23 protein-coding genes are annotated in these 22,335 nt (G+C 68.0%); 4 read left to right on the forward strand and 19 right to left on the reverse strand.

What is annotated here, in order from left to right; translation table 11 throughout:
• Positions 1-20: 20 nt before the first annotated feature.
• The 3 genes from C1H66_RS16745 to C1H66_RS16755 form a co-directional block, all read right to left on the reverse strand.
• Positions 21-599 (reverse strand): TRAP transporter small permease, encoded by a 579-nt coding sequence (locus C1H66_RS16745; protein WP_102629018.1) that lies wholly within the window; start codon positions 597-599, stop codon positions 21-23.
• A gap of 182 nt (positions 600-781) precedes the next feature.
• Positions 782-1,798: a TRAP transporter substrate-binding protein gene (locus tag C1H66_RS16750; RefSeq protein WP_102629019.1), complete on the reverse strand. Its 1,017-nt coding sequence runs from the start codon at positions 1,796-1,798 to the stop codon at positions 782-784.
• 90 nt (positions 1,799-1,888) lie between these two features.
• Positions 1,889-2,422: a TIGR02444 family protein gene (locus tag C1H66_RS16755; RefSeq protein ID WP_102629020.1), complete on the reverse strand. Its 534-nt coding sequence runs from the start codon at positions 2,420-2,422 to the stop codon at positions 1,889-1,891.
• A gap of 57 nt (positions 2,423-2,479) precedes the next feature.
• Here C1H66_RS16755 and C1H66_RS16760 point away from each other — a divergent pair, with 57 nt between their 5' ends.
• Positions 2,480-4,429, forward strand: a complete 1,950-nt coding sequence (locus C1H66_RS16760) for an ATP-binding cassette domain-containing protein (RefSeq protein ID WP_102629021.1) — start codon at positions 2,480-2,482, stop codon at positions 4,427-4,429.
• A 166-nt stretch (positions 4,430-4,595) separates the two neighbouring features.
• Here the strand turns inward: C1H66_RS16760 and dtd are convergent, their stop codons facing one another.
• The 3 genes from dtd to thiD all read right to left on the reverse strand — a co-directional run bounded on the left by dtd (position 4,596) and on the right by thiD (position 6,856).
• Entirely contained in the window at positions 4,596-5,033 is a 438-nt protein-coding gene (dtd, locus tag C1H66_RS16765) for a D-aminoacyl-tRNA deacylase (protein ID WP_102629022.1), read from the reverse strand.
• A gap of 55 nt (positions 5,034-5,088) precedes the next feature.
• Positions 5,089-5,934: a universal stress protein gene (locus tag C1H66_RS16770; protein ID WP_102629023.1), complete on the reverse strand. Its 846-nt coding sequence runs from the start codon at positions 5,932-5,934 to the stop codon at positions 5,089-5,091.
• Positions 5,935-6,043: 109 nt separating this feature from the next.
• Complete coding sequence (gene thiD, locus C1H66_RS16775; RefSeq protein ID WP_102629024.1) at positions 6,044-6,856, reverse strand: bifunctional hydroxymethylpyrimidine kinase/phosphomethylpyrimidine kinase; 813 nt, start codon at positions 6,854-6,856, stop codon at positions 6,044-6,046.
• A 45-nt stretch (positions 6,857-6,901) separates the two neighbouring features.
• Here thiD and C1H66_RS16780 point away from each other — a divergent pair, with 45 nt between their 5' ends.
• A complete protein-coding gene (locus C1H66_RS16780; protein ID WP_102629025.1) occupies positions 6,902-7,333 on the forward strand; it encodes a YqaA family protein in 432 nt (143 codons plus the stop codon).
• Positions 7,334-7,364: 31 nt separating this feature from the next.
• Here C1H66_RS16780 and C1H66_RS16785 read toward each other — a convergent pair whose 3' ends face one another.
• From C1H66_RS16785 to C1H66_RS16805, 5 genes are all read right to left on the reverse strand, one after another.
• The gene (locus tag C1H66_RS16785; RefSeq protein ID WP_102629026.1) at positions 7,365-8,780 is read right to left on the reverse strand and encodes a TRAP transporter large permease; all 1,416 of its coding nucleotides are present in this window, start codon (positions 8,778-8,780) and stop codon (positions 7,365-7,367) included.
• Entirely contained in the window at positions 8,780-9,328 is a 549-nt protein-coding gene (locus C1H66_RS16790) for a TRAP transporter small permease subunit (protein ID WP_102629027.1), read from the reverse strand. Before C1H66_RS16790 ends, C1H66_RS16785 begins: the two co-directional genes overlap by 1 nt.
• 84 nt (positions 9,329-9,412) lie before the next feature.
• Entirely contained in the window at positions 9,413-10,237 is an 825-nt protein-coding gene (locus C1H66_RS16795; RefSeq protein ID WP_102629028.1) for an endonuclease/exonuclease/phosphatase family protein, read from the reverse strand.
• A gap of 1 nt (position 10,238) precedes the next feature.
• A complete protein-coding gene (locus tag C1H66_RS16800) occupies positions 10,239-10,871 on the reverse strand; it encodes a thiol:disulfide interchange protein DsbA/DsbL (RefSeq protein WP_102629029.1) in 633 nt (210 codons plus the stop codon).
• A gap of 153 nt (positions 10,872-11,024) precedes the next feature.
• Positions 11,025-11,645 (reverse strand): c-type cytochrome, encoded by a 621-nt coding sequence (locus tag C1H66_RS16805; protein WP_102629030.1) that lies wholly within the window; start codon positions 11,643-11,645, stop codon positions 11,025-11,027.
• A 251-nt stretch (positions 11,646-11,896) separates the two neighbouring features.
• On the opposite strand from C1H66_RS16805, the gene yihA reads away from it, so the two are divergent.
• Positions 11,897-12,535 (forward strand): ribosome biogenesis GTP-binding protein YihA/YsxC, encoded by a 639-nt coding sequence (yihA, locus tag C1H66_RS16810; protein WP_102629031.1) that lies wholly within the window; start codon positions 11,897-11,899, stop codon positions 12,533-12,535.
• A gap of 8 nt (positions 12,536-12,543) precedes the next feature.
• Here the strand turns inward: yihA and C1H66_RS16815 are convergent, their stop codons facing one another.
• The 8 genes from C1H66_RS16815 to C1H66_RS16850 form a co-directional block, all read right to left on the reverse strand.
• Entirely contained in the window at positions 12,544-12,837 is a 294-nt protein-coding gene (locus C1H66_RS16815; protein WP_102629032.1) for a cytochrome C oxidase subunit IV family protein, read from the reverse strand.
• A gap of 31 nt (positions 12,838-12,868) precedes the next feature.
• Complete coding sequence (locus C1H66_RS16820; RefSeq protein ID WP_205738686.1) at positions 12,869-13,438, reverse strand: cytochrome c oxidase subunit 3 family protein; 570 nt, start codon at positions 13,436-13,438, stop codon at positions 12,869-12,871.
• On the reverse strand, positions 13,435-13,875 hold the full coding sequence (locus C1H66_RS16825; RefSeq protein ID WP_102629033.1) for a DUF4870 family protein: 441 nt from the start codon (positions 13,873-13,875) through the stop codon (positions 13,435-13,437). Before C1H66_RS16825 ends, C1H66_RS16820 begins: the two co-directional genes overlap by 4 nt.
• Positions 13,876-14,071: 196 nt before the next feature.
• Positions 14,072-15,574, reverse strand: a complete 1,503-nt coding sequence (locus C1H66_RS16830; RefSeq protein ID WP_102629034.1) for an MFS transporter — start codon at positions 15,572-15,574, stop codon at positions 14,072-14,074.
• A gap of 60 nt (positions 15,575-15,634) precedes the next feature.
• Entirely contained in the window at positions 15,635-16,093 is a 459-nt protein-coding gene (locus tag C1H66_RS16835; protein WP_102629035.1) for a universal stress protein, read from the reverse strand.
• Between the two features lie 69 nt (positions 16,094-16,162).
• Positions 16,163-17,791: an MFS transporter gene (locus C1H66_RS16840; RefSeq protein ID WP_102629036.1), complete on the reverse strand. Its 1,629-nt coding sequence runs from the start codon at positions 17,789-17,791 to the stop codon at positions 16,163-16,165.
• Between the two features lie 290 nt (positions 17,792-18,081).
• Positions 18,082-18,747, reverse strand: coding sequence for a two-component system response regulator NarL (narL, locus tag C1H66_RS16845; RefSeq protein ID WP_102629037.1), 666 nt, complete (start codon positions 18,745-18,747; stop codon positions 18,082-18,084).
• Positions 18,748-18,753: 6 nt separating this feature from the next.
• On the reverse strand, positions 18,754-20,706 hold the full coding sequence (locus tag C1H66_RS16850; protein WP_102629038.1) for a type IV pili methyl-accepting chemotaxis transducer N-terminal domain-containing protein: 1,953 nt from the start codon (positions 20,704-20,706) through the stop codon (positions 18,754-18,756).
• A gap of 180 nt (positions 20,707-20,886) precedes the next feature.
• On the opposite strand from C1H66_RS16850, the gene C1H66_RS16855 reads away from it, so the two are divergent.
• On the forward strand, positions 20,887-22,185 hold the full coding sequence (locus C1H66_RS16855; protein WP_102629039.1) for an MFS transporter: 1,299 nt from the start codon (positions 20,887-20,889) through the stop codon (positions 22,183-22,185).
• Positions 22,186-22,335 lie beyond the last annotated feature (150 nt).

Consider the following 22,335-nt stretch of genomic DNA (forward strand, 5'->3'; position numbering starts at 1 on the left):
GATTCCTCGCGTGCCCTGCGTCAGACTTCCGTTTCCGTGTCCTTGTAGCCATCGACCACATGGGTCGACAGGTAGACGTCACGGGAGGTGAGGTTCTTGATGGCGGTCAGCAGGTACTGGATGCCGGTGATGGTGAAGCCCACCGGAACCCAGAGGTACATGATCCACACCGGGATGCTCAGCGACGGCAGCACCCGACCGCGGCCGTAGATGGTGAGGATATAGCCGATCGAGTAGTAGCAGAGCACGAACATCACCAGGGCGGTGAACAGGCAGATGAAGATCATCAGCCAGCGGCGCCCGCCGGTGGGCAGGGCATCGTAGATCGCCGACATGCGGATGTGTCGCCCATGGCGCGCCGCATAGCCGATGCCGGCGAAGGTCACCATCACGATCAGGATGCGGTTGACTTCCTCGGAGAAGTGCAGACTCTCGCCGAACACGAAGCGGCCGATGACGTTGGCGATGGTATTGATCGCCATGAGGATAATCCCCATGGCCAGGATCACCGCCTCGATCTTGCTGATCCAGGTATCGATCGGCCCCAGGGGGCCGGGAAGCGTCGACCGGTAGTTCTTTTCGGATTCTTCTTCAGTCATGTGACCAGACTCCTGAGGGTCTTCCCCGAGAGAAGGGGTGTCGCCTTGCTCGTTCTCAAGCGTACGCAACGGGTGGCCGGACCCGTGGCCAGAGCTTCAACGCTGATTGGCCGGGGCCCAACGCCAAGGGGGCAGCCGGACGGCTGCCCCCTTGGCGTGCTTGCGGCGAGCGGCCCGGAGGCTTACTCGCCGTCAACGGCTTCCAGGTCGGCCTTGAACTGGTCGAGCAGTTCCTGGCCGCGCTCGCCGGTCATCTCGAGGAATTCTTCCTCGACCTGCGGGGCACGCTCACGGAAGGCCTGGATCTCCTCCTCGGTCAGGCGCGTCACGGTGACCTCGTCGGAAGCCTCCTGGATCTTGGCCAGGGACTCCTCGGCCAGGCCCTGGATGTGCTGGATGGTGTGGTCGTAGGCCGCATCGGCGGCATCACGCACCAGCTGCTGGTCTTCCTCGGAGAGGCCGTCGAAGAAGTCCTGGTTGGCCATCATGGCGGTGGTAAACCAGCCGTGGCCGGTGAACACCAGGTGCGGGGAGACCTCGTAGAGGCCACCCGATTCGATCCAGAAGATCGGGTTCTCCTGGCCCTGGATGATGTTGGTCTGCAGGCCACCGTAGACCTCGCCCCAGGGCAGTGGCGTCGGGCTGGCACCGAAGGCGCGGTAGGTCGCGGCGAGCAGCGGGTTGGTCATGGTGCGGATGTTCTTGCCGCGCAGATCCTCCGGGGTGCGAATCGGCTCGTCGACGGTGATGACCATCTCGCCTTCCGGGTACATCTTCAGCAGTTCGAGACCCTGCTCGGCGTAGAGCTCCGGGAACATCTCGTTGATGGCCACGCTCTCGTCGAAGAACTTGAGGACGGTTTCCTCGTCGGTCGGCAGCAGGTAGGGAATGAAGAAGATCTGCGCCTCGGGAATCAGCGCGCCGGTGAAGCCGGGGGACTGGTTGACGAACTGCAGGATGCCGGCCTGGGTCTGCTCCATGAAGTCATCCGACTCGCCGAGCTCGCCGAAACGGTAGACCTGAACCGTATGGTCGGAGTTTTCCTCGATATACTCCTTGAAGGCGACCGCAAACACGTCCTGAACGTCACCTTCGAATTCCTCATGGGCATAGCGCCACTCGGCGGAATAGGCTGCGGCGGACATGCCGAACAGCAGCGCGCCGACAGAGGCCGTGGTCAACAGCTTGGTTGCCTTCATTCTTGTGTTCCCCTCGCGGTTGGACTGGTCAAGATCGGGTGATATTGCCAGGTAACGAGCAGGTAAAAATCCTGCACGGTTAGTTTCAGGCTAGCGTGGGGCCCGGGAGGGGTCAAGCGAGCTTTCTAGCCTTTGCAGGGCAGAAAGATGCGATTTTTTCTGTAGTTGCAGGTAGTCCTCGAGATGTTTTTTCAACCCCGGACGGGCCGACGACAGTGGTGCCGGGCGACAGTCGGGGGTGAGTGCCTCCAGGCGGGCGAGCGTCTCCCGCTCGGCCTCGAGCTCGGCTCGCTGAAGCGTACGGCGCAGGTCGGCGACAGCGGGACGAGTCGCCGCCTCGGCCTTCAGGGCACGGCGCAGCCGACGCAGCGGCACGGTGATCTCCTGCTGCCAGCGGCGGATCTCGGCCAGGCCGGCGGGCTCGTCGGCCGGCTGGACGCCGTGGTGGAACAGCCAGCAGCGCCACAGCAGTTCGCAGACGTCCAGCCCGGCGTCGTCCTGCAGGTGCAGGCAGGCGGCCTCGACCCCTTCCCGGGCGTAGAGCGTCAGGGCGAAGTCCCAGAGCGGGTTGGCGATGAGCCTGGCCCGCAGAGCGGGCGGCAATTCGGTAGAATCGGGGGTCATCCATCGGCTGTCGTCGTATCGCGGCGACAGTCTCACGTCCTGTCGAGTGGAGCCAGCATGATCGCACTGCGCCAAGTTTCCCTGCAACGCGGCACCCAGCGACTGTTCGAGGAGGCCGACCTGACCCTGCATGCGGGGCACAAGGCGGGGATCGTCGGGCCCAACGGTGCCGGCAAGTCGAGCCTGTTCGGCCTGCTGCTGGGCCAACTGGCACCGGACGCCGGCCAGGTGGAGATGAGCGGCGGCCAGCGCATCGCCCACATGGCCCAGGAGGTGGAGGCGCTGGAGCGCCCCATCGTCGACTATGTGCTCGACGGCGATCACGAGCTGCGGCGTGCCGAGGCCGCCCTGGCGATGGCCCGCGAGCACGACGATGCCCATCGCGAGGCCGAGCTCCACGGCACCATCGAGGCCCTGGATGGCTACAGCGCTCCGGCCCGGGCGGCCCAGCTGCTGGTGGGGCTGGGCTTCGCCCAGGCCGATCTCGAGCGGCCGCTGGCGGACTTCTCCGGGGGGTGGCGCATGCGCGTCAACCTGGCCCGTACCCTGTTCATGCCCTCCGACCTGCTGCTGCTCGACGAGCCGACCAACCACCTGGACCTCGATGCCCTGCTGTGGCTCGAGCAGTGGCTGGTGCGCTACCCGGGCACCCTGCTGCTGATCTCCCACGACCGCGACTTCCTGGACGCGGTGTGTGACCATATCGTGCACTTCGACCGCCAGCGGCTCGCGCTCTACCGCGGCAACTACTCTACCTTCGAGCGCACCCGGGCCGAGAAGCTGGCGCTGCAGCAGGCGGAGGCGGCCAGGCAGCAGGCCCGCCGCGAGGAGATCGAACGCTTCGTGGCGCGCTTCCGGGCCAAGGCGACCAAGGCGCGCCAGGCCCAGAGCCGGTTGAAGATGCTCGAACGCATGGGCGACATCGCCGTGGCCCATGCCGACTCGCCCTTCCACTTCAGCCTGCCGGCGGCCGACAAGACCTCCCACCCGCTGCTGGTGCTTGACGAGGCGCGGCTCGGCTACCGTGACGCGGCCGGGCAGGAAAGCGTACAGCTCGACAAGGTAAGGCTGACCCTGCTGCCGGGCCAGCGCATCGGCCTGCTGGGCCCCAACGGCGCCGGCAAGTCGACCCTGATCAAGTCGCTCACCGGCGAGCTGCCGTTGCTCGCCGGCAAGCGGGTGCCCGGCGAGCACCTGGCCATCGGCTACTTCGCCCAGCATCAGCTCGAGGGGCTCGACCTCTCCTCGACGCCCTTCATGCATGTGCAGCGGTTGTCGCCGAAGGCGAGCGAGCAGGCGATCCGCAACTTCCTCGGCGGCTTCGGCTTCCAGGGCGACGATGCCTTCGCCCGGGTCGGCAGCTTCTCCGGCGGCGAGAAGGCGCGCCTGGCGCTGGCCCTGGTGGCCTGGCAGAAGCCCAACCTGTTGCTGCTCGACGAGCCGACCAACCACCTGGACCTGGAGATGCGCGAGGCGCTCACCGAGGCCCTGGCGAGCTTCGAGGGCACGGTGATCATCGTCTCCCACGACCGCCACCTGCTGCGCGCCACGGTGGACGAGTTCTGGCGGGTCGCCGACCACCGGGTCGAACCCTTCGACGGCGACCTGGAGGACTATCGCGCCTGGCTCAAGGCCCGCCTCGAGGGCGAGCGGCGCGAGGCGCGCAACGACAAGGTCGAGCGCCAGGCGGAGAGCGCGGAACCGAAGGAGGATCGCAAGGCGGCCCGGCGAGCCGCCGCCGAGCTGCGCGAGCAGCTGCGCCCGCTCAAGCGCGAGCGCGACCGGACAGAGAAGGCGATGGAGAAGGTCCTGGCCGAGCTCGCTGGCGTGGAGGAGGCGCTGGGCGAGGCCGAGCTCTACACCGACGCCTCGCGCAAGGCCGAATTGACCGAGACCCTGGCCCGCCAGGGCGAGCTCAAGTCGCGGCTGGACGATCTCGAGGCCGAATGGCTGGCGGCCGAGGAAGCGCTGGAAAGTGCCGAGCGCCAGGCGGCAAGTGCAGGATAATGAAGTGCGGGTCCTTGAGTGAGCGGCGCCGGGGATAGGCCGAAGAGGAGGTCATTCGCCATGGATGGCGAATGTAGCGCCCAGGGAGGGGTTCACAGCGCCTCCTCGTAGGCCTGTCGCCGGGCAAGCCGCGGGCTTGGTGCGCGCCGGAGCCGGCCGGGTGCTTTCAGCTTTCGAGCAGAAAGGTCACCGGCCCGTCGTTGACCAGTGCGACCTGCATGTTGGCGGCGAACTCGCCGCTCTCGACCTTCGGCCAGGCCTCGCGGGCGCGGTCGAGCAGGTAGTGGAAGAGACGGTCGCCCTCGGTGGGCGGCGCGGCGCTGGAGAAGCCGGGCCTTAGCCCCTTGCGGGTATCGGCGGCCAGGGTGAACTGGGAGACCAGCAGCAGGCCCCCCTCGACCTGCTGCAGGTTGAGGTTCATGCGGCCCTCGTCATCGCCGAACACCCGGTAGTGCAGCAGCTTGTGCAGCAGCCGGTCGGCGGCGGCCTCGTCGTCGCCCCTCTCGACCCCGACCAGGGCCAGCAGGCCCTGGCCGATGGCGCCGACCTCCCGGCCTTCTACCTCCACGCTGGCGCGCCGTACGCGCTGAATCAGGGCTTTCATCCGACGAGCTGCCTCCTGCCTGGACATCAGGCCGGGAAGGGTAGCACGACGGTGGCTACCAGGCGCGACAGAGCATGATGTCGCAGTGGGGCTCGGCCAGCAGCTGCTCGGTGATCTGGCTCTGGCGACCCAACTGGCCGCGGCTGCCCAGCGCCAGCAGGTCCGGCGGCTGGCGGCGCAGGCGGGTCATCAGCACCTCGAGGGGGTCGCCCTGCTCCAGCACCAGCTCCAGCTCCGGGACGTCGTCGAGCTCGCTCATCAGCTGCTCGGTCTCGCGCTCGAGCTGGGTGCGCAGCCGCGCCACCTCCCGGTCGCGCCAGCGAGCGTAGTCGCTGTCCGAGCCGAGCTCCCGCTCGCCGGGGATGTCCCAGGCATGCAGCAGGGTGAGGCGGGCGTCGGGGAAGCGCTTCAAGGTCTCGCGCAGGGTGTGGCGCGAGGTCAGCGAGAAGTCCACCGGGACCAGGATGTCCTGCCACTCCTGGCTCGCCAGATGGCTCACCGAGAGCACCGGACAGGGGGCGCTGCGCAGCACCCGTGCCAGGGTGGTGCCGGCGACGAGGTCCGGCTGGCCGCGCTTGCGGTGGGCGCCGAGGATGATCATGTCCACTTCGCGCTCGTGGGCCTCGCGGATGATCTCGGCATAGGCCGACCCGGCCACCGTCTGGATCAGCATCTTCGGCTCGGGCAGGGCATAGTCCTCGCGGATGTCGGTGAGGATGGCCTTCATGTCGGCGACCACCGCCTCCTCCAGATCGTGCAGCACCCGGTGCGGCAGATAGGGGTCGAGCACATGGATCACGTCGAGGCGGGCGCCATGCTCCACCGCCAGGCGGACGGCGCGGGCATAGGCGGCACGGTTCTCGGCGGAAAGATCGCAGGCGAACAGCAGGGTCTGGGTCATGACGCATCCCTCCGGTGCATGAAGGCGCCGGGCGGCGTTCCCGGCGGGTCGGACCTTCAGGATGGGTGGGGCTCGGCCGGGCTGCAAGCCGAATCGGCCGCCGCGTGTTTCACCACCAGGCGTGGAAGTGGTGCACCGGGCCGTGGCCCCGCCCCACCGCGAGGCGGTGGCTTTCGCCCAGCGCGGTGGCGAGCCAGGCCTTGGCGGCGGCCACGGCGTCGGGCAGCGCATCGCCCAGCGCCAGGCGGGTGGCGATCGCCGAGGAGAGGGTGCAGCCGGTACCGTGGAGGTTGCCGGTAGCGATGCGCGGACCCTCCAGCCAGTGAGTGGCGTCGGGCGTGATCAGCAGGTCCGGGCAGGCATCGCCGGCCAGGTGGCCGCCCTTGAGCAGCACCGCGCCGGCGCCGAGCGCGCGCAGTCCGGGGGCGAGTGCCGCCATGGCCGCTCGGTCGTGGGGTTCCACGCAGTCGAGCAGCACGGCGGCCTCCGGCAGGTTGGGCGTGACCAGGTCGGCCAGCGGCACCAGCACCTCGCGTACCGCACGGATGCCGGCGTCGTCGACCAGCACGTCGCCGCTCTTGGCGACCATCACCGGGTCGAGCACGATCCAGCGCGGGCGACGGCGCTCGAGAAGGGTGCCCAGGGTCTCGGCCACCTCGCGGCTCGCCACCATGCCGATCTTCACGGCGTCGATCTCGATGTCGGCCAGTAGTGTCTCGAGTTGTGCGGCGATAAAGTCCGCCGGTACCGGGTGCACGCCGGTGACGCCGCAGGTGTTCTGGGCGGTCAGCGCGGTGATCACGCTGGTACCATAGGCGCCCAGCGCCGAGAAGGTCTTGAGGTCGGCCTGGATGCCGGCGCCGCCGCTGGGATCCGAGCCGGCGATGGTCAGCACATTGGGGATGGGTCGAGGGAGCGTCATGGCGTCATCGTATCGCAAGGGAGTGTCGGTTGCTCGGGGGGCGGCATGCTGAGCCTGTTCGTGGTCGCCCTGGTCAGCGCCACCCTGCTGCCCGGCGGCTCCGAGGTGTGGCTGGCCCGGCTCTGGTGCCTGGGCGAGCCGGCGCCGATGCTCTGGGCGGTGGCCACCGCCGGCAACACCCTGGGCAGCCTGATCAACGTGTGGCTGGGCCGCTACGCCCGGCGCTTCCAGGATCGCCGCTGGTTTCCCGCCTCGCGGGAGGGGCTGGCCCGGGCCGAGCGCTGGTACCTCCGCTTCGGCGAGTGGAGCCTGCTGGCGTCCTGGGCGCCGGTGGTCGGCGACCCGCTCACCGTGCTGGCCGGCATCTTCCGGCTGCCCTGGTGGCGGGCCATCCTGCTGATCTCGCTGGCCAAGGGCACCCGCTACGCCGTCGTGCTCTACCTGGCACAGAGCTGGCTGGCGCCGCTCTGTCCGTGATGGGCAGCGACCGGTGGGCGGTCCTTCGCCCTCACAGGACGGAGGGCAGCCAGGTGGCCAGTCCCGGGAACAGCGCCAGGGCCAGCAACATGGCGAGCTGCAGCCCGATGAACGGGATCACCCCCTTGTAGATCGCCGAGGTCGGTACCGACTCCGGCGTCACGCCACGCAGGTAGAAGAGCGCGAAGCCGAACGGCGGCGTGAGGAAGGAGGTCTGCAGGTTCACCGCGATCATGATGCCGAGCCAGATCGGGTCGAGGCCCATGGCCAGCAGCACCGGACCGACGATCGGCACCACCACGAAGGTGATCTCGATGAAGTCGAGGATGAAGCCGAGCAGGAAGATCACCAGCATCACCACCAGGGTGGCGCCGACCACGCCGCCGGGCAGCGCCTCGAACAGCTCGATGACCAGCTCCTCGCCGCCGAAGGCGCGGAATACCAGCGAGAACAGGGTGGCGCCGATCAGGATCAGGAACACCATGCTGGTGACCTGGGTGGTGGAGTGGACCACTTCGCGCAGCATCGGCCGGCTCAGCCGGCGGTTGGCCAGGGCCAGCAGGAAGGCGCCGGCGGCACCCACCGCCGAGGCCTCGGTGGGCGTGGCGAAGCCGCCGAGGATCGAGCCCAGCACGGCGACGATCAGCAGCACCGGCGGGATCAGCCCCTTGATCAGCAGTGGCCAGAGGCTGCCGCTGTGTCCCAGGTCCTGCATCAGCGCCCGACGGTCGGCCGGCGGTGCCGTCTCGGGCTTCAGCCAGGCGATGATCATCACGTAGACGATATAGGTCGCCACCAGCAGCAGGCCGGGCACCAGGGCACCGATGAACAGGTCGCCCACCGAGAGGGTCTTGGGGCTCCACACGCCCATGGCCAACTGGGCCTGCTGGTAGGCGTTGGAGAGCACGTCGCCGAGCAGCACCAGGGCGATGGACGGAGGAATGATCTGTCCCAGGGTGCCGGTGGCGCAGATGGTGCCGGTGGCGAGCGCCGGCGAATAGCCGCGCTTGAGCATGGTCGGCAGCGACAGCAGGCCCATGGTCACCACGGTGGCGCCGACGATGCCGGTGGAGGCCGCCAGCAGCATGCCGACCAGCACCACGGCGATGCCGAGCCCGCCGCGCAGCGCGCCGAAGGCCAGGGCCATGGCATCGAGCAGGGTCTCGGCGACCCGCGACTTCTCCAGCAGCACGCCCATCAGCACGAACAGCGGCACGGCCAGCAGCGTCTGGTTGGTCATGATGCCGTAGAGCCGGTTGGGCATGGCGCTCAGGTAACGCGCCTCGAAGGGCACCGGGACGCCCATCTGCGTCAGTGCATAACCGAGGCCGGCGAAGATCAGCGCGGTGCCGGCCAGCGACAGGGCCACCGGATAGCCCAGCATCAGCACGCCGCAGACCGCGGCGAACAGCACCAGCGGCATGAGCTCGAGGAGGGAGGCAAGCACTAGAGGACCTCCTCGTGGCTGGGGGCGTGGCCCGGCAGGCGGCCGCGCAGGATCAGCACCTGACGGATCACCTGGGCGATGGCCTGGATCAGCAGCAGCGCCACCATCACCAGGATCAGGCTCTTGAGCAGGAAGACGGCGGGGAGGCCGCCATCCGGCGAGCGCTCGAGGATCGCCCAGCTGCTCTTCACGTAGCCGAGGCTCACGAGGGCGATGAACACCAGCACCGGTATCAGCAGGAAGAGGGTGCCGCCGAGGTCGATCCAGGCGCGGCCGCGGGCAGCCAGCTTGCGGTAGAAGATGTCCACCCGCACATGGCCGTCATTGCGCAGGGTCCAGGCGGCGGCCAGCATGAAGACCATGGCATGCATGTACATCACCGACTCCTGCATCACGATGCTGTGGATGCCGAAGACGTAGCGCATGACCACGATGGCGAACTGCACCACCATCATGACGATGACCAGCCAGGCGATGCCGCGCCCGATCAGGTCGGTGAAGGCGTCGAGCCGTGCGAGCAGGGCCGGTTCGCGTTTCGCGGGATTCATGGTCGCTCTCGTGATGAAGGAAAACCGGAGGCGCATCATCGCCGATTCGCTGCCGACCGTCATCCCCGTGCCATCAACGCGGGCTCAGGGGTGGGCCCGTTTCAGCGATTCGGTCATGGCCGTCAGACAGGCCGGTGGCAGGCGGACGTCCACGGCGATCGGCAGATGGTCGGAGAAGAGGTGGTCGAGCACTCGCACCTCGCCGGCTTCCAGCGAGTCGGAGAGCAGGATGTGGTCGAGTGCCCGGCGCGGCTGCCAGGAGGGGTAGCTGAGCAGCGGGCGCACCGGGTGCAGCGGCAGCGAGGCGCAGAAGCGATCGTGGGTGTGCAGCTGTTCCGGGGTGCAGTTGAGGTCGCCCATCACCACCACGTGGCGCAGCGGCTGGATGATCTCGCTCAGGTAGTCGAGCTGACGCACCCGGCCACGATGGCTCAGGGCCAGGTGGGCCACGAACAGGTGCAGGGCGTCGGCGCCCTCGCCATAGCGGGCATGGATGGCACCGCGGCCGGGCAGGGTGCCCGGCAGGCGATACTCCTCGATACACGCCGGCGCCAGGCGCGACAGCAAGCCGTTGCTGTGCTGGGCGATGCGGCCCAGGTTGCGGTTGAGCTGCTGGAAGTGGTGCGGAAAGCCGGCCCGGGTCGCCAGGTACTCCACCTGGTTGATCTGGCTCGAGCGGAAGCTGCCACCGTCGACCTCCTGGAGGCCGACGATGTCGAAGCGACCGATCACCTCGCTCATCATGTCCAGGCGCCGCATGCGCTTGGGGTGTGGCAGCAGGTGCTGCCAACTGCGGGTCAGGTAGTGATGGTAGGCGGAGGTCTGGATGCCCACCTGCAGGTTGAAGGTGAGCAGCTTCAAATGGCCGCCGTCGAGCAGCGGCGTCCTGGCGTCGGCCAGATGTGGCATGTCAGTCCGTACGCTCCTCACGCACCTTCTCCACCAGGGCGTCGGCGATCTGCGGCATGTTGTCGAGGCTGCCGGCGCTGCTGGGGGTCACTAGGTAGCGGCCATCGATGATCAGGGCGGGAACGCCCATCAGGCGCATGGCGCGCATGCGGGCATGGGCCTGGTTGACCTGGCTCTTGACGCCGAAGGATGCCAGGGCCTCGCGCGCCTCCTCCTCGCTGACCCCGTAATCGCTGAAGAAGGCGGCGATGTCGTCGGCCTCGGTGAGCCGGCGGCCACCCTCGTGGATGGCGTGGAAGAAATCATCGTGTACCGCGTCGAGAATGCCCAGCTCCTGGGCGGCATAGAAGGCCATGGCATGCTGGTTCCAGTCGCCGCCCATGGTGGCAGGCAGGCGCTTGAAGACGACGTCCTCGGGCTGCTCGGCGACCCAGGCGTTGAGCGGATCCTCGAGGTTGTAACAGTGCGGGCAGCCGTACCAGAAGGCCTCGGTGACCTCGATCTGGCCGTCGTCGACGCGGGTCTCGACCGCCTCGGGGAGCACCTCGTAGTGCTGGCCTTCCACCAGGGGGGCGGCCGAGGCCAGGGTCGACAGGCCGAGGCCTGCCAGGGCAACCATCAGGGTCTTGAACATCGGGGGTATCTCTCCTTGGGTGAGCCGGTGCCGCTGCCGGGCACGTTCGCTGGCTTTGAGCCCGAATCGCTACCGGGGTTCCCGACGAGGTGCGCCGCCGGAGACGACAAGGGCGGCCACGAGCCGCCCTTGCGTGAGGACATGCCGGTGGCCTCAGTGCAGGCCGAGCACGTAGTTGGCCACGGCTTCCATGTCGGCATCGCTCATCTTGGCGGCGATGTCGCGCATGATGTTGGCGGGGTCGTTGGCACGCTCGCCGGTGGCGAAGGCCTGCAGGGTGGCGACGGTGTAGTCGGCGAACTGGCCGGAGAGGGCCGGATAGCCGGCGCTGCCGATGCCCTCGCCGGTCGGGGTATGGCAGGCGGAGCAGGCCGGGATGCCCTTGGACATGTCACCGGCGCGATAGAGCTCCTCGCCGCGGGCGACCAGCTCCTCGTCCGGGTCGGCCTGGCCGAGGCTGGCGTCCTGCTCGGCGTAGAACTTGGCCACGTCCCAGGCGTCCTCGTCGGAGAAGTCGTCGACCTGCCCGGCCATCTGCGCCACCTCCCGGTTGCCGTCGCGGATGTCCATGATCTGCTTGGCCAGGTAGGAGGCCTGCTGGCCGGCCAGGTGCGGGAAGGAGGGGGCGGCGCTGATGCCCTCCTGGCCGTGACAGGCGGCGCAGGATTGGGCCTTCTCGCGGCCGGCCGCTGCGTCCGCGTCGGCTTCCAGGTCCGCGTGGGCGGCGCCCACGGCGCCCATGGTGATTGCCAGGCTTGCCAGTAACTTTCTCATCGCTGTTCCACTATGCCGTTACGTTGTTGACCGGTACGTACCCTGGGTGCCGCCCGGATCGCGAAAACCTGCCAGGGCCGGGTCATGTGGCGGCTCGGCGGCCTGGCGGTTCGCGGACGTCGAGGGCGCGGTGGTACACTAGCGTGCCCCGGGTCGCAGACAGAAGACACTGCATTATAACGAAACACCCCGGCCGCGGGAATGCAAGCCGCGGCCCTGCCACCCCCGACCATCGTCAGGACCAGCCCGTCATGTCGCGACTCAACGATTCGCCCAACCTTCGTCTCAACTACCAGACCGCCCGTTTCCTCACCAGCGCCCCGACGCTGGCGGCCTGCCCGCCCGACAGCGGCGCCGAGGTGGCCTTCGCCGGGCGCTCCAACGCCGGCAAGTCCAGCGCGATCAATGCCCTGACCCGGCAGAAGGCCCTGGCGCGCACCTCCAAGACCCCGGGCCGCACCCAGTTGATCAACTTCTTCACCCTGGGCGACGACACCGAGCGCCGCCTGGTCGACCTGCCCGGCTACGGGTTCGCCAAGGTGCCGGAGTCGGTCAAGCTGGAGTGGCAGCGGCATCTCTCCGACTACCTGCAGCGCCGTGGTTCGCTGCGTGGCCTGGTGCTGGTGATGGATGTGCGCCACCCGCTCTCGGAGTTCGACCAGACCCTGCTCGGCTGGGCCGACGACAAGGAGATGCCGGTGCATATCCTGCTGACCAAGGCCGACAAGCTGAAGTCGGGGGCGGCGAAGGGGGCATTGCATCAGGTGCGCAGCCGGCTGCGCGAATGGGAGGACCTGGTGAGCATCCAGCTGTTCTCGTCACTCAAGGGCCAGGGCATCGAGGAGGCACACCGGCGCCTCGACCGGTGGCTGCTGGGTGACGACGCCTGAGGCGGTCGTCAGGCGGCGAGGCGGGCGGCCAGGTAACCCGCGCCGATCAGCGCCAGCGTCAGCACCACCAGTCCCACGAAGGCGCCCTGCCAGGCCGGTGTGGCGGCGCGCAGGTTGAGGTAGACCATCAGCAGCCGCTGGGCCTTGAAGCCGGTGGCGGCCAGCACCAGGCCCGCCGACCACAGCGGCAGCGCCTGCCAGTCGCCCTGGTCCAGGCGCGCCGAGCCCATCGAGATCACCGTCAGGGCCATCAGGGTGGCCCAGGTCGCGAGCAGGCGGCGGGTACCGGGGTGGGTGGTCATGTTCACCTCTGCAGTCATCGGTCGGTCGCCGTCATCTGAGCAGATAGACGAGCGGATAGAGCAGGATCCAGATCAGGTCGACCAGGTGCCAGAAGGCGGCGGCGGTTTCCACGTTGTCCAGCGAGGTGCGCCAGGTCACCAGCGCCAGCAGCCCCAGGCCGAACAGCACATGGGCGAAGTGGAAGGCGGTCAGCCCATAGTAGAAGCCGAAGAAGGTATTGGTCTCCGGCGTCAGGCCGGCGGCCAGCTTGTCGGCGTACTCGACGACCTTGATCACGCAGAACACTCCCCCCAGCCCCATGGAAGCCGAGAGCCACTGGCGGGCGCGGTGGATCCGCTCGGCACTCGTCGCCTCCACGGCCAGGGCCACGCAGAGCCCGCTGGTCAGCAGCACCAGGGTGTTGAGCCCGCCCATCAGCGGGTCGAGCTCGCGCTGGGAGGCATCGAAGAGCGCCGTATCGGCGGCACGTTGCCAGGCGTAGAGCGCGAAGAAGGCGGTGAAGACCAGCAGTTCGCTGAGGATCAGCACCCACATCAGCGGGTTGCCGGGCAGGGCCGAGAGCGGCCCCCAGCCGGGGTTGGGCAGCGCGCGGCCGCTCATCCGTCCACCAGGGTCACCCGGGCGCCGCCGAAGGCCAGGCTGCGCGGGTTGTCGACCGGGCGGTTGGCGGTCAGGCGGGCGATGCCCACCCCGCAGCGGCCCACCATCCAGATCAGGCAGGCGGTGAAGTAGAGGTAGCCGAGCGCCCAGGGGGCCAGGGCGGGCAGGCCGAGCACGCCCAGCAGGTGCCAGGCCGCCACGAACAGGCCGCCGCTCAGCACGCCCAGCCAGAAGGTGCGGATCTGGAACCGCAGGTGGGTGGCGACCCAGTGTTCGGCGTGACGCCGTGCCAGGTGAGCGATCAGCACGCCCAGCGGGGCGGTGACCACCGCCAGGATGCTGCCCAGGAAGAGCATGTAGACGACGATGGCCATGCCGCGACCACGGTCGGCCTTGCTGCCCTGGGCGGGTGCGGGAGAGGAGAGGGTTGCGGACATGATGGTGACCTCGTATCCGGCGCTCGGCCGATCCCCGATGAGAGGTGTCGACCATTTGATGTATTTAAGATGCCACTATAGCGCGGCCTGCACCGAGATTTCCTGGCCTGGATCAAGTCTCGGCGAGCTCGCCATGGTCGGAGCGGCAAGGCGATGGCCGGCGGTGAGCCGGCCATCGCGCCCCGGGGGCGGACAGTCAGGAGGTGCCGGCCTGCACCTTGAGGGCCTCCTGTTCCTCGATCATGCGGTCCACCGAGGAGATGTGGTACTCCTCGTCGAAGGCCCCCTCGGGCTCCTTCAGCCACACCAGGCAGATCAGCCAGCTGAGGAAGGCGCCGGAGGCGATGATATAGAAGAACTGGGTCGGGGTGACGAAGGTGAAGAGGGTCAGGTAGACCACCGCCCCGACGTTGCCGTAGGCGCCGGCCATGCCGGAGATCTGGCCGGTGATGCGGCGCTTGATCGACGGGATGATGCCGAAGGTCGCGCCTTCCGCCCCCTGCACGAAGAAGGAGGTGAAGATGGTGATGGCGATGGCGATCACCAGCGGCCAGCTCGAGTTGAGCATGCCCATCAGCACGAAGCCGATGCCGATGCCGAACATGTAGCTGAGCATCACGAAGCGGCGGTTGCCCATGCGGTCGGAGACCAGGCCGCCCATGGGGCGTGCCACCAGGTTGACGAAGGCGAACGAGGCGGCGATCAGGCCGGCGGTGGCGGCGTTCAGCCCCCAGGTCTCCTCGAAGAACATCGGCAGCATCGAGACCACGGCGAGCTCGGCACCGAAGTTGGCGAAGTAGGTGCTGTTCAGGGCGGCGACGCTGCTGAACGGATACCGGTCGTCCTCCGGCACGCCCTTCTTCAGGATCGGCACGTTGACCCGCAGGATCTGCACGATCTGGTAGACCACGATGGCGGCGATCACCAGGTAGCAGATCAGCGCACCGGTGGCGGAGAGGTAGCCCATGTTTTCGATGCGCCACACCAGGATGCCCAGGCAACCGACCAGCGGGATGGTCCAGAGGATCAGCTTGATCATGTCGCCCCAGGTGCTGACCTCCATGGCGGCGGCCTTGCGCGGCTTGCGGTGCGCCCTGGCGTCGGGGCCGTCGGTGATGGCGAACCAGTAGTAGACACCGTAGGCGGCCATGACGATGGCACTCTGGGCGATGGCCCAGCGCCAGCCGTCCTCGCCGCCGTACATGGTCAGCGCAATGGTCGGCAGCGACATGGCGGCGGCGGCGGAGCCGAAGTTGCCCCAGCCGGCATAGAAGCCCTCGGCGAAGCCGATGTCCTTGGGCTTGAACCACAGCGCGGTCATGTGGATGCCGACCACGAAGCTGGCGCCGATGGAGCTCAGCACCAGGCGCGACACCAGCAGCTGGGTCATGGTGTTGCCGAAGGCGAACACCAGGGCCGGGACCGACATGGTCACCATCAGCACCGCGAACACCCGGCGCGGGCCGAAGCGGTCGAGCGCCATGCCGACGATGATGCGCGCGGGGATGGTCAGCGCCACGTTGGTGATGGCGAACAGGCGGATATCGTCGCGGGTCAGCCAGTCGACGCTCTTGAGCATGCTCGATGCCAGCGGCGCCATGTTGAACCAGACGTAGAAGGTGATGAAGAAGGCGATCCAGGTCAGGTGCAGGGCCCTGATCTCCGGGCTGCGTACCTTGAAGACGGATGAGACTTTCATGGTCGTGTAATCCTTGGTTCCCGAGCGAGGTGTCCCGACTGCCGTGGTGGCGGAGGTGTCTCAGGGGCTGGGAAAGATCAGCAACGGGCACTCGACGCGCCGTGCCAGGAAGGAACTGACGCTGCCGAAGGTCATGTAGTCGAGCTCGTCGACGAAGTAGCTGAGCGACTGGGCGATGATGCCGCCGTCGGGCTTGTGGCTGTGGCGAGCGATCACCAGCAGGTCGGGCTGGTGTTTCTGGGTGGCGCGCAGCAGCATCTTGCGGGCATCGCCCTCGGCGATCAGCAGCTCGGCGTCGAAGCCCTCGCCGGTGGCGAAGTCGATCCCCTCCTGGAGGGCGGCCTTGAGCTCGTCGTACTCCTCCTGGAAGAGCCGCTCGTTGGCATCGGTGGCGTCCAGCGGGTTCTCGGCCACGCCGGCGAGGATCAGCGTCGGGGCGTTGCAGCGGAACATGGTGACGGTCTGCGCCAGCGCCAGCTTGGCGTTACGCGAGCCGTCGTAGGCGATCATGATCTTCATGGGTTACCTCGACACGCAGCGGTGAGGTGGAGCGCTCGGGCCCGTCCCGAGCGCCGGAAGGGGGCGGGGTCAGGGATTCTTCACGTAGGCGTTGCCGCGCAGGTAGAACCACCAGTTGATCACCAGGCAGAGCGCGTAGAAGACCGCGAAGCCGTACATGGCGAGTTCCGGGGTGCCGGCCTGGATCTGTTCGCCCATCACTCGCGGGGCGATGAAGGCACCGTAGGCGGCCACGGCCGAGGTCCAGCCGAGCACCGGGCCCTTCTGATGCTGGTCGAAGATCACCCCGATGGTGCGGAAGGTGGAGCCGTTACCGATGCCGCTGGCGGCGAACAGCACCACGAACAGGATCATGAACAGGGCGAAGTAGCTGTTGGGGTCGGTGGCGTTGTAGGCCTGCATCATCACCCAGCCGGCCGCGGCCGAGGCCACGACCATCACCACGGAGATCACCTGGGTGACGATGGAGCCGCCCAGCTTGTCGGAGATCCAGCCGCCGATGGGACGGATCAGGGCGCCGACGAAGGGACCGATCCAGGCCCAGGTCAGGGCGCTGGGGGCGTCCGGGTTGGCGACCCGGGTCACGGTGCCGTCGGCGGCCACGTCCATCATGCTGCCGAAGATGACGCTGATGGAGAGCGGCAGGGCCGCCGAGAAGCCGATGAAGGAGCCGAAGGTGAGGATGTAGAGCACCGTCATCGACCAGGTGTGCTTGTTCGAGAAGATCGCGAACTGCTTCTGGATGTTCGGCTTGATGTCGCCGGGGATCAGGCGCAGCAGCACCAGGGTCAGCACGATGGTCAGCGGCAGGGCCAGCCACATGTTGAGGATGCCCAGGGCGACGACGCCTGCCACCGAGGTCACGATGCCGACACCGTAGAGGCCGAGGATCTTGCCGAAGGCGGCGGCCGGAGTGCCCGGGTTGGGGGTGATGGTGCGCAGGTTGTTCATGCCGAACCAGCCGGCGAAGGCCAACGGGACCAGAAACAGCAACCAGACGAAGCCGGCATTCTGGATCCAGGTGTCGGTGCCCGCCTCGATGCGACCGATCAGGGTGCCGCTGGCGCTCGAGAGCTCCAGGGGGCCGCCGGCGATGGCGCCGAAGATGCCCACGGTCATCACCAGCGGGATCAGGATCTGCATGGTGGTGACGCCGAAGTTGCCCAGGCCGGCGTTCATGCCCAGCGCATAGCCCTGCTGCTTCCTGGGGAAGAAGGTCGAGATGTTGCTCATCGAGCAGGCGAAGTTGCCGCCGCCGATGCCCGAGAGCAGCGCCAGGGCCTGGAACACCCAGAACGGGGTCCCGGGGTTCATCAGCGCGAGGCCGGTGCCCGCGGCGGGGATCATCAGCAGGGCGGTGGTCAGGAAGATGGTGTTGCGTCCGCCGGCGATGCGAATCATGAACGATGCCGGGATGCGCAGGGTGGCGCCGGAGAGACCGGCGATGGCGGTCAGGGTGAACAGCTGGCTGACCGTGAACGGGAAGCCGAGGTTCTGCATCTGGGTGGTGATCATCCCCCACATCAGCCAGATGGCGAAGCCCATCAGCAGGCTGGGGATGGAGATCCACAGGTTGCGGGTGGCGACCCGCTTGCCCTCCCGTTCCCAGAAGTCGTCGTTCTCGACGTCCCAGTGTTCGATATCGGCATTGCTGCCGGGCCTGGAGATGCGATCGATGTCGGCACTCGATTTAGCCATGGTGATTCCCCTTGGGTATTACCGTTGCGCCCCGCCTTGCGGTCCACGGCGTGACACGGATCAACGCACGAGGCTTTGAGGCGAAAGATACGCCGCGGCTCGAGGGGGCGAAACTGGCTGAAAATGCCGAAAAATCAGCGGAATACCTCTTGTGGAGTAGCCGGGGTATGGGGCCATCCGGTTGATAGCCCAGCGCTTTTTTCGAACGGGGGGTAGGGGCAGGGCCGCCGGCGCGGCCAGGGGATTATTTGGAGGTATCCACAGAGAACCGGGACGAGGGTAGGGGCGTCCTAGCGGTCGACGCCTTCCTGCACGGCCCACACCGCGGCCTCCACCCGGGAGCGCAGGTTGAGCTTCTTGAGCAGGTGCTTGACGTGGACCTTGACGGTGCCCTCGGTGATGTCGAGCTTGCGGGCGATCAGCTTGTTGGAGAGCCCGGCGGCGAGCTCGCGCAGGATCTCCCGCTCGCGCTGGGTCAGGCTGTGGAGGTCCGGTGCCACCGGCCGGCTGCGCTGGTTGCGCAGTGCCTCGGCGAGCAGGGCGGTGAGGCTCTCGCTGATCACCATGCGCCCCAGGGCCACCTGGCGCAGCTGGCGGACCATCTCGTCGGGGTCCATGTCCTTGAGGAGGTAACCGTCGGCACCGTTCTGCAGGGCGTCCACCACGTCCTCCTCGTGGTCGGAGACGGTGAACATCACGATGCGCCCGGCATAGTCCGCCTCGCGCAGCCGCTTGAGGGTCTCGATGCCGTTCATGCCCGGCATGTTGAGGTCGAGCAGGATCATGTCCGGGTCGAGCTCGGCGGCCAGCCGCACGCCCTCCTCGGGCTCGCCGGCCTCGCCGACCAGCGCGAGGTCGTCCTCCAGCTCGAGCAGCTGGGAGACGCCACGGCGCAGCAGCGGGTGGTCGTCGATGATCAGGATGCTGGCGGGCGTATCGTGGGCAGGCGTGGCCATCGTGACTTATTCCCTGTTGCCATGGTGTTTGAGCGCGATGCGCTCATCGGCGGACCGGTGCCCAGCGACGGGGTCGGTGGCAGTGTCCGGGACATGTGAAGCGGGTTGCTGGGTAATCAGGCGTGCGGTCTGGGGCGTGAAGACGAGCTCGACGAGGGTGCCACCGGCGGGGCGATTGCGCAGCCTCAGCTCGCCCCCCAGGGTCTCGGCACGGTCGCGCATGATCACCAGGCCGTAGTGCATGGGTGGCGAACGGTCGTCCTCGAGGCCGATGCCGTCGTCCTCGATCCGCACCCGGATGCGGGCCTCGGCGAAGCGCACCGAGACCCCGGCCCAGTGGGCCCGGGCGTGCTTGTGGATATTGGCCAGGGCCTCGCGGACCACCTGCAGGACGTGGATCTCCTCGTTGGGATTGAGCAGGTGGGGCGGCACGTCGACGTCCAGCTCGATGGGCGCCGCCATGCGCTCGGCGAACTCCGCGGTGGTCTGGCGCAGGGCGCTCGAGAGCCCCGGCCCCTCGAGCTTGAGGCGGAAGGTGGTGAGCAGTTCACGCAACTGGCGATAGGCACTGTCGAGGCCGGTGCGCAGTTCGTCGAACACGGCGGCCTGGGCCTCCCGGGGCATGTCCTTCTGCTGCATGCGCTCGAGCCGCGCCACCTGCATCTTCAGGTAGGAAAGCGACTGGGCCAGGGAGTCATGGAGTTCCCGGGCGATGATGGTGCGCTCGTTCATCAGCGACACCTGCTGCTGCTCCTCGATGCGCCGCTGCAGGTAGACCGCGGTGGCCAACTGGTCGGCCAGGGCGTTGAGCAGGCGACGGGTGCTGCTGGTCAGCGGCTGCTTCCTGGGGTACCAGACCTCGAGGGTGCCGAGCATCTCGTCACCGACACTCACCGGCAGCAGCAGGCACTCGCCCTCTTCGGTCTCGCCCAGGCGCAGTGGCCGCGGGTCGATCAGGCAGGCGTGACAGTCGTGGTCGCGGCAGTACTCGGGGCGACGCGCCGAGTGGGTGGCGAGTATCGGGATCTGGCGGTCGTCGTGGGGATCGTTGAGCGACAACCGGATGGGGCCGATCTCGAGCAGCTGCTCGAGACGGCGCAGCATGGGCGCGGCACTGGAGCACAGGTCGTTGCCGCCACCATAGAGCTGGCGGCTGCCGTCGTGCATGACCTGCATGGCCAGGTTGCTGCGCTCCAGCTCGGCCTTCTTGCGCGACACGCGCTCCTCCAGCTCGGCGTAGCTGGCGCCGAGCTCCTCGGCCATGGTGTCGAGGGTGCGGCCGAGCATCGCCAGTTCGTCGTGGCCCTGCAGGCGGGTGCGATGGTCGAAGTTGCGATGGGCGGCCTCCCTGGCCAGCACCATCAGCTGGCGCAGCGGGGTGACCAGGTTGTGGCGGATATCGTACAGCGCGATGGCCACGACCACGGCGGTCAGCCCCAGGAAGAGGATCTGCAGCGCGCTGAGCAGGCGGATCTTCGATTCGCTGTTCTCCTCGAGCAGGGTCACCAGGGCATCGATCTCGCCCACCAGTCCATCGAGGCTGGCATGGAGCTCGCCGGTCTCGATTCGTCCCCCGGCGACGGCCGCCTCGACCTGGGGGGCGAGCTCCCGGTCCCAGCGCTCCAGCAGCCGCCGGTACTGGACCTGCAGGGCGTGATCGGCCGCCCCGGGCATGGCGCCGGTCAGCTGCGGGCTGGTCAGGCGCTCCTTGAAGCGCACCGCGAGTGCGCGTGCGCGCTCGCGGTGCTCGGCCTCCGGCTGCTGCTGATAGCGCTGCAGGGCGGCAACGATCTGGTAGGTGTTCATGCGCAGCGAACCGGCCATGTTGATGGCGGCGGCATCGCCGCGACTGCCTCCGGCCACGGTCATGGTGACCACGATGCTGATCAGGGCCATGGCGCTGATCGCCAGCAGGGAGGCGATGATGCGGGCCACCAGGGAACGTTGCAGCAGTTTCATCGGTGAGGCGGGCCCTCCGGCATCGGGGCGGGCTGAAGGAGTCACGAGGCTTCCATTATACCCTAGTAGGTAGGCCCTGCCCCCTCAAAGGTGTACCTCGCATGCCCTTTTGACCGGCGGGCCAAGGCTCACGAGAATTTTCCCATTGTTCCGTTCCCTTGCTCGGAGCCCCGCCATCCCATGATGCCCCTCCGGGAAGACCCCGTCCGCGATGCCGAGGGTGGTTACCGCTCGCTGGTGGTGGTGGTGCTCTCGCCACTGGCCTTCGCGCTGGTCTTCGCCTGCTGGACGCTGTTCGCCGTGCTGGGCCTCGAGCTCAAGGCGGCGCTCGGCTTCGGCGAGGTCGCCTTCGCCGCCCTGCTGGCCGTGCCCATGCTGGTGGGCGGCCTGGCCAGCCTGCCCATGGCGGGCCTGGCGGTGAAGGTCGGTGGGCGCAAGGTGATGCTCGGCTGCCTGCTGTGGATCTGCCCCTTCCTGTGGTGGATCAGCCAGGCGGGCCACTACCTGGAGTTCCTGCTGGCCGGTGCCGGCCTGGGGCTGGGGGCCGGGTCGCTGGCGGCCGGCCTGGTCTACGTGGCGACCCAGGGGCCCCGTCGGCATGCCGGCCTGGCGCTGGGGCTCTACGGCGCCGGCATGCTCGGCGCCGGGCTCAGCTACCTGCTGCTGCCGCTGATCAGCCAGGCCTATGGCTGGCGCCTGGCGCCGCAGCTCTACCTGTTGCCGGTACTGCTGGTGGCGGGACTGCTGTGGCTGTTCGCCGACGACCCGGTCGAGACCACCCCTCGGACAGTGGATGAGGCGCTCGGGCTCGATGATCCAGGGCCGGTGGCCGGTGGCTGGCGCGGGGCGCGGGAGCGCCTGGCCTGCTGGCGGCTATGGCGACTCGCCTTCGTCTACAGCTTCTTCTTCGGCGCCTTCGTGGCGCTGGCGCTATGGCTGCCGGGCTACCTGGCGGCCCAGTACCGGCTGCCACTCGGCAGTGCGGCGCTCTGGGCGCTGCCGTTCACCCTGGCGGTGGGCCTGGGACAGGTGCTCGGCGGCGCACTGGCCGACTGGCGCGACTTCCAGGCCCTGCGCTGGTGGGTCAGCGCCTTCGTGCTGGTCTGTCTCTTCCTGCTCTCCTACCCCCCCTTCACCATGCAGATCCAGGGGGTCCATGGGGAACTGACCCTGCGCTTCAGCGCCCCGCTGTGGTGGTTCATGGCCCTGCTGGTGCCCATGGGGCTGGGCATGGGCATCGGCAAGGGCAGCCTGATGCGGCTGATCCACCGCGACCACGGCGCTGACATGCCGCTGGTGGGCGGCCTGGCGCTGACCCTGGGGGGGCTCTTCGCCGCGCTGCTGCCGATGATGTTCGTGCTCGGCAACGAGTGGATCGGCATCCGTAGCGCCGGCTTCATGTTCCTCTATGGCTCGCTGGTGGTGTGCATGCTGGTGATGCTCGCCGACCACGCCAGGACCCCCCGCGCGGCGACCTGACGGCCCTGCCATCATCGGCTTATCCCCTCGTTTCATGGCCTCTATCCCCTTGGGGGTAGAGGCGCGGTATATGGAGGTAACCGGGCAGTAATTCGCCGATCGATCGCCCAGAATCCTCGCCATGAACCTGCCTGGCGTGCGGCACGAGCT

Origin of the sequence: Halomonas heilongjiangensis, assembly GCF_002879645.1 — a bacterium.
Lineage (GTDB): Bacteria > Pseudomonadota > Gammaproteobacteria > Pseudomonadales > Halomonadaceae > Halomonas > Halomonas heilongjiangensis.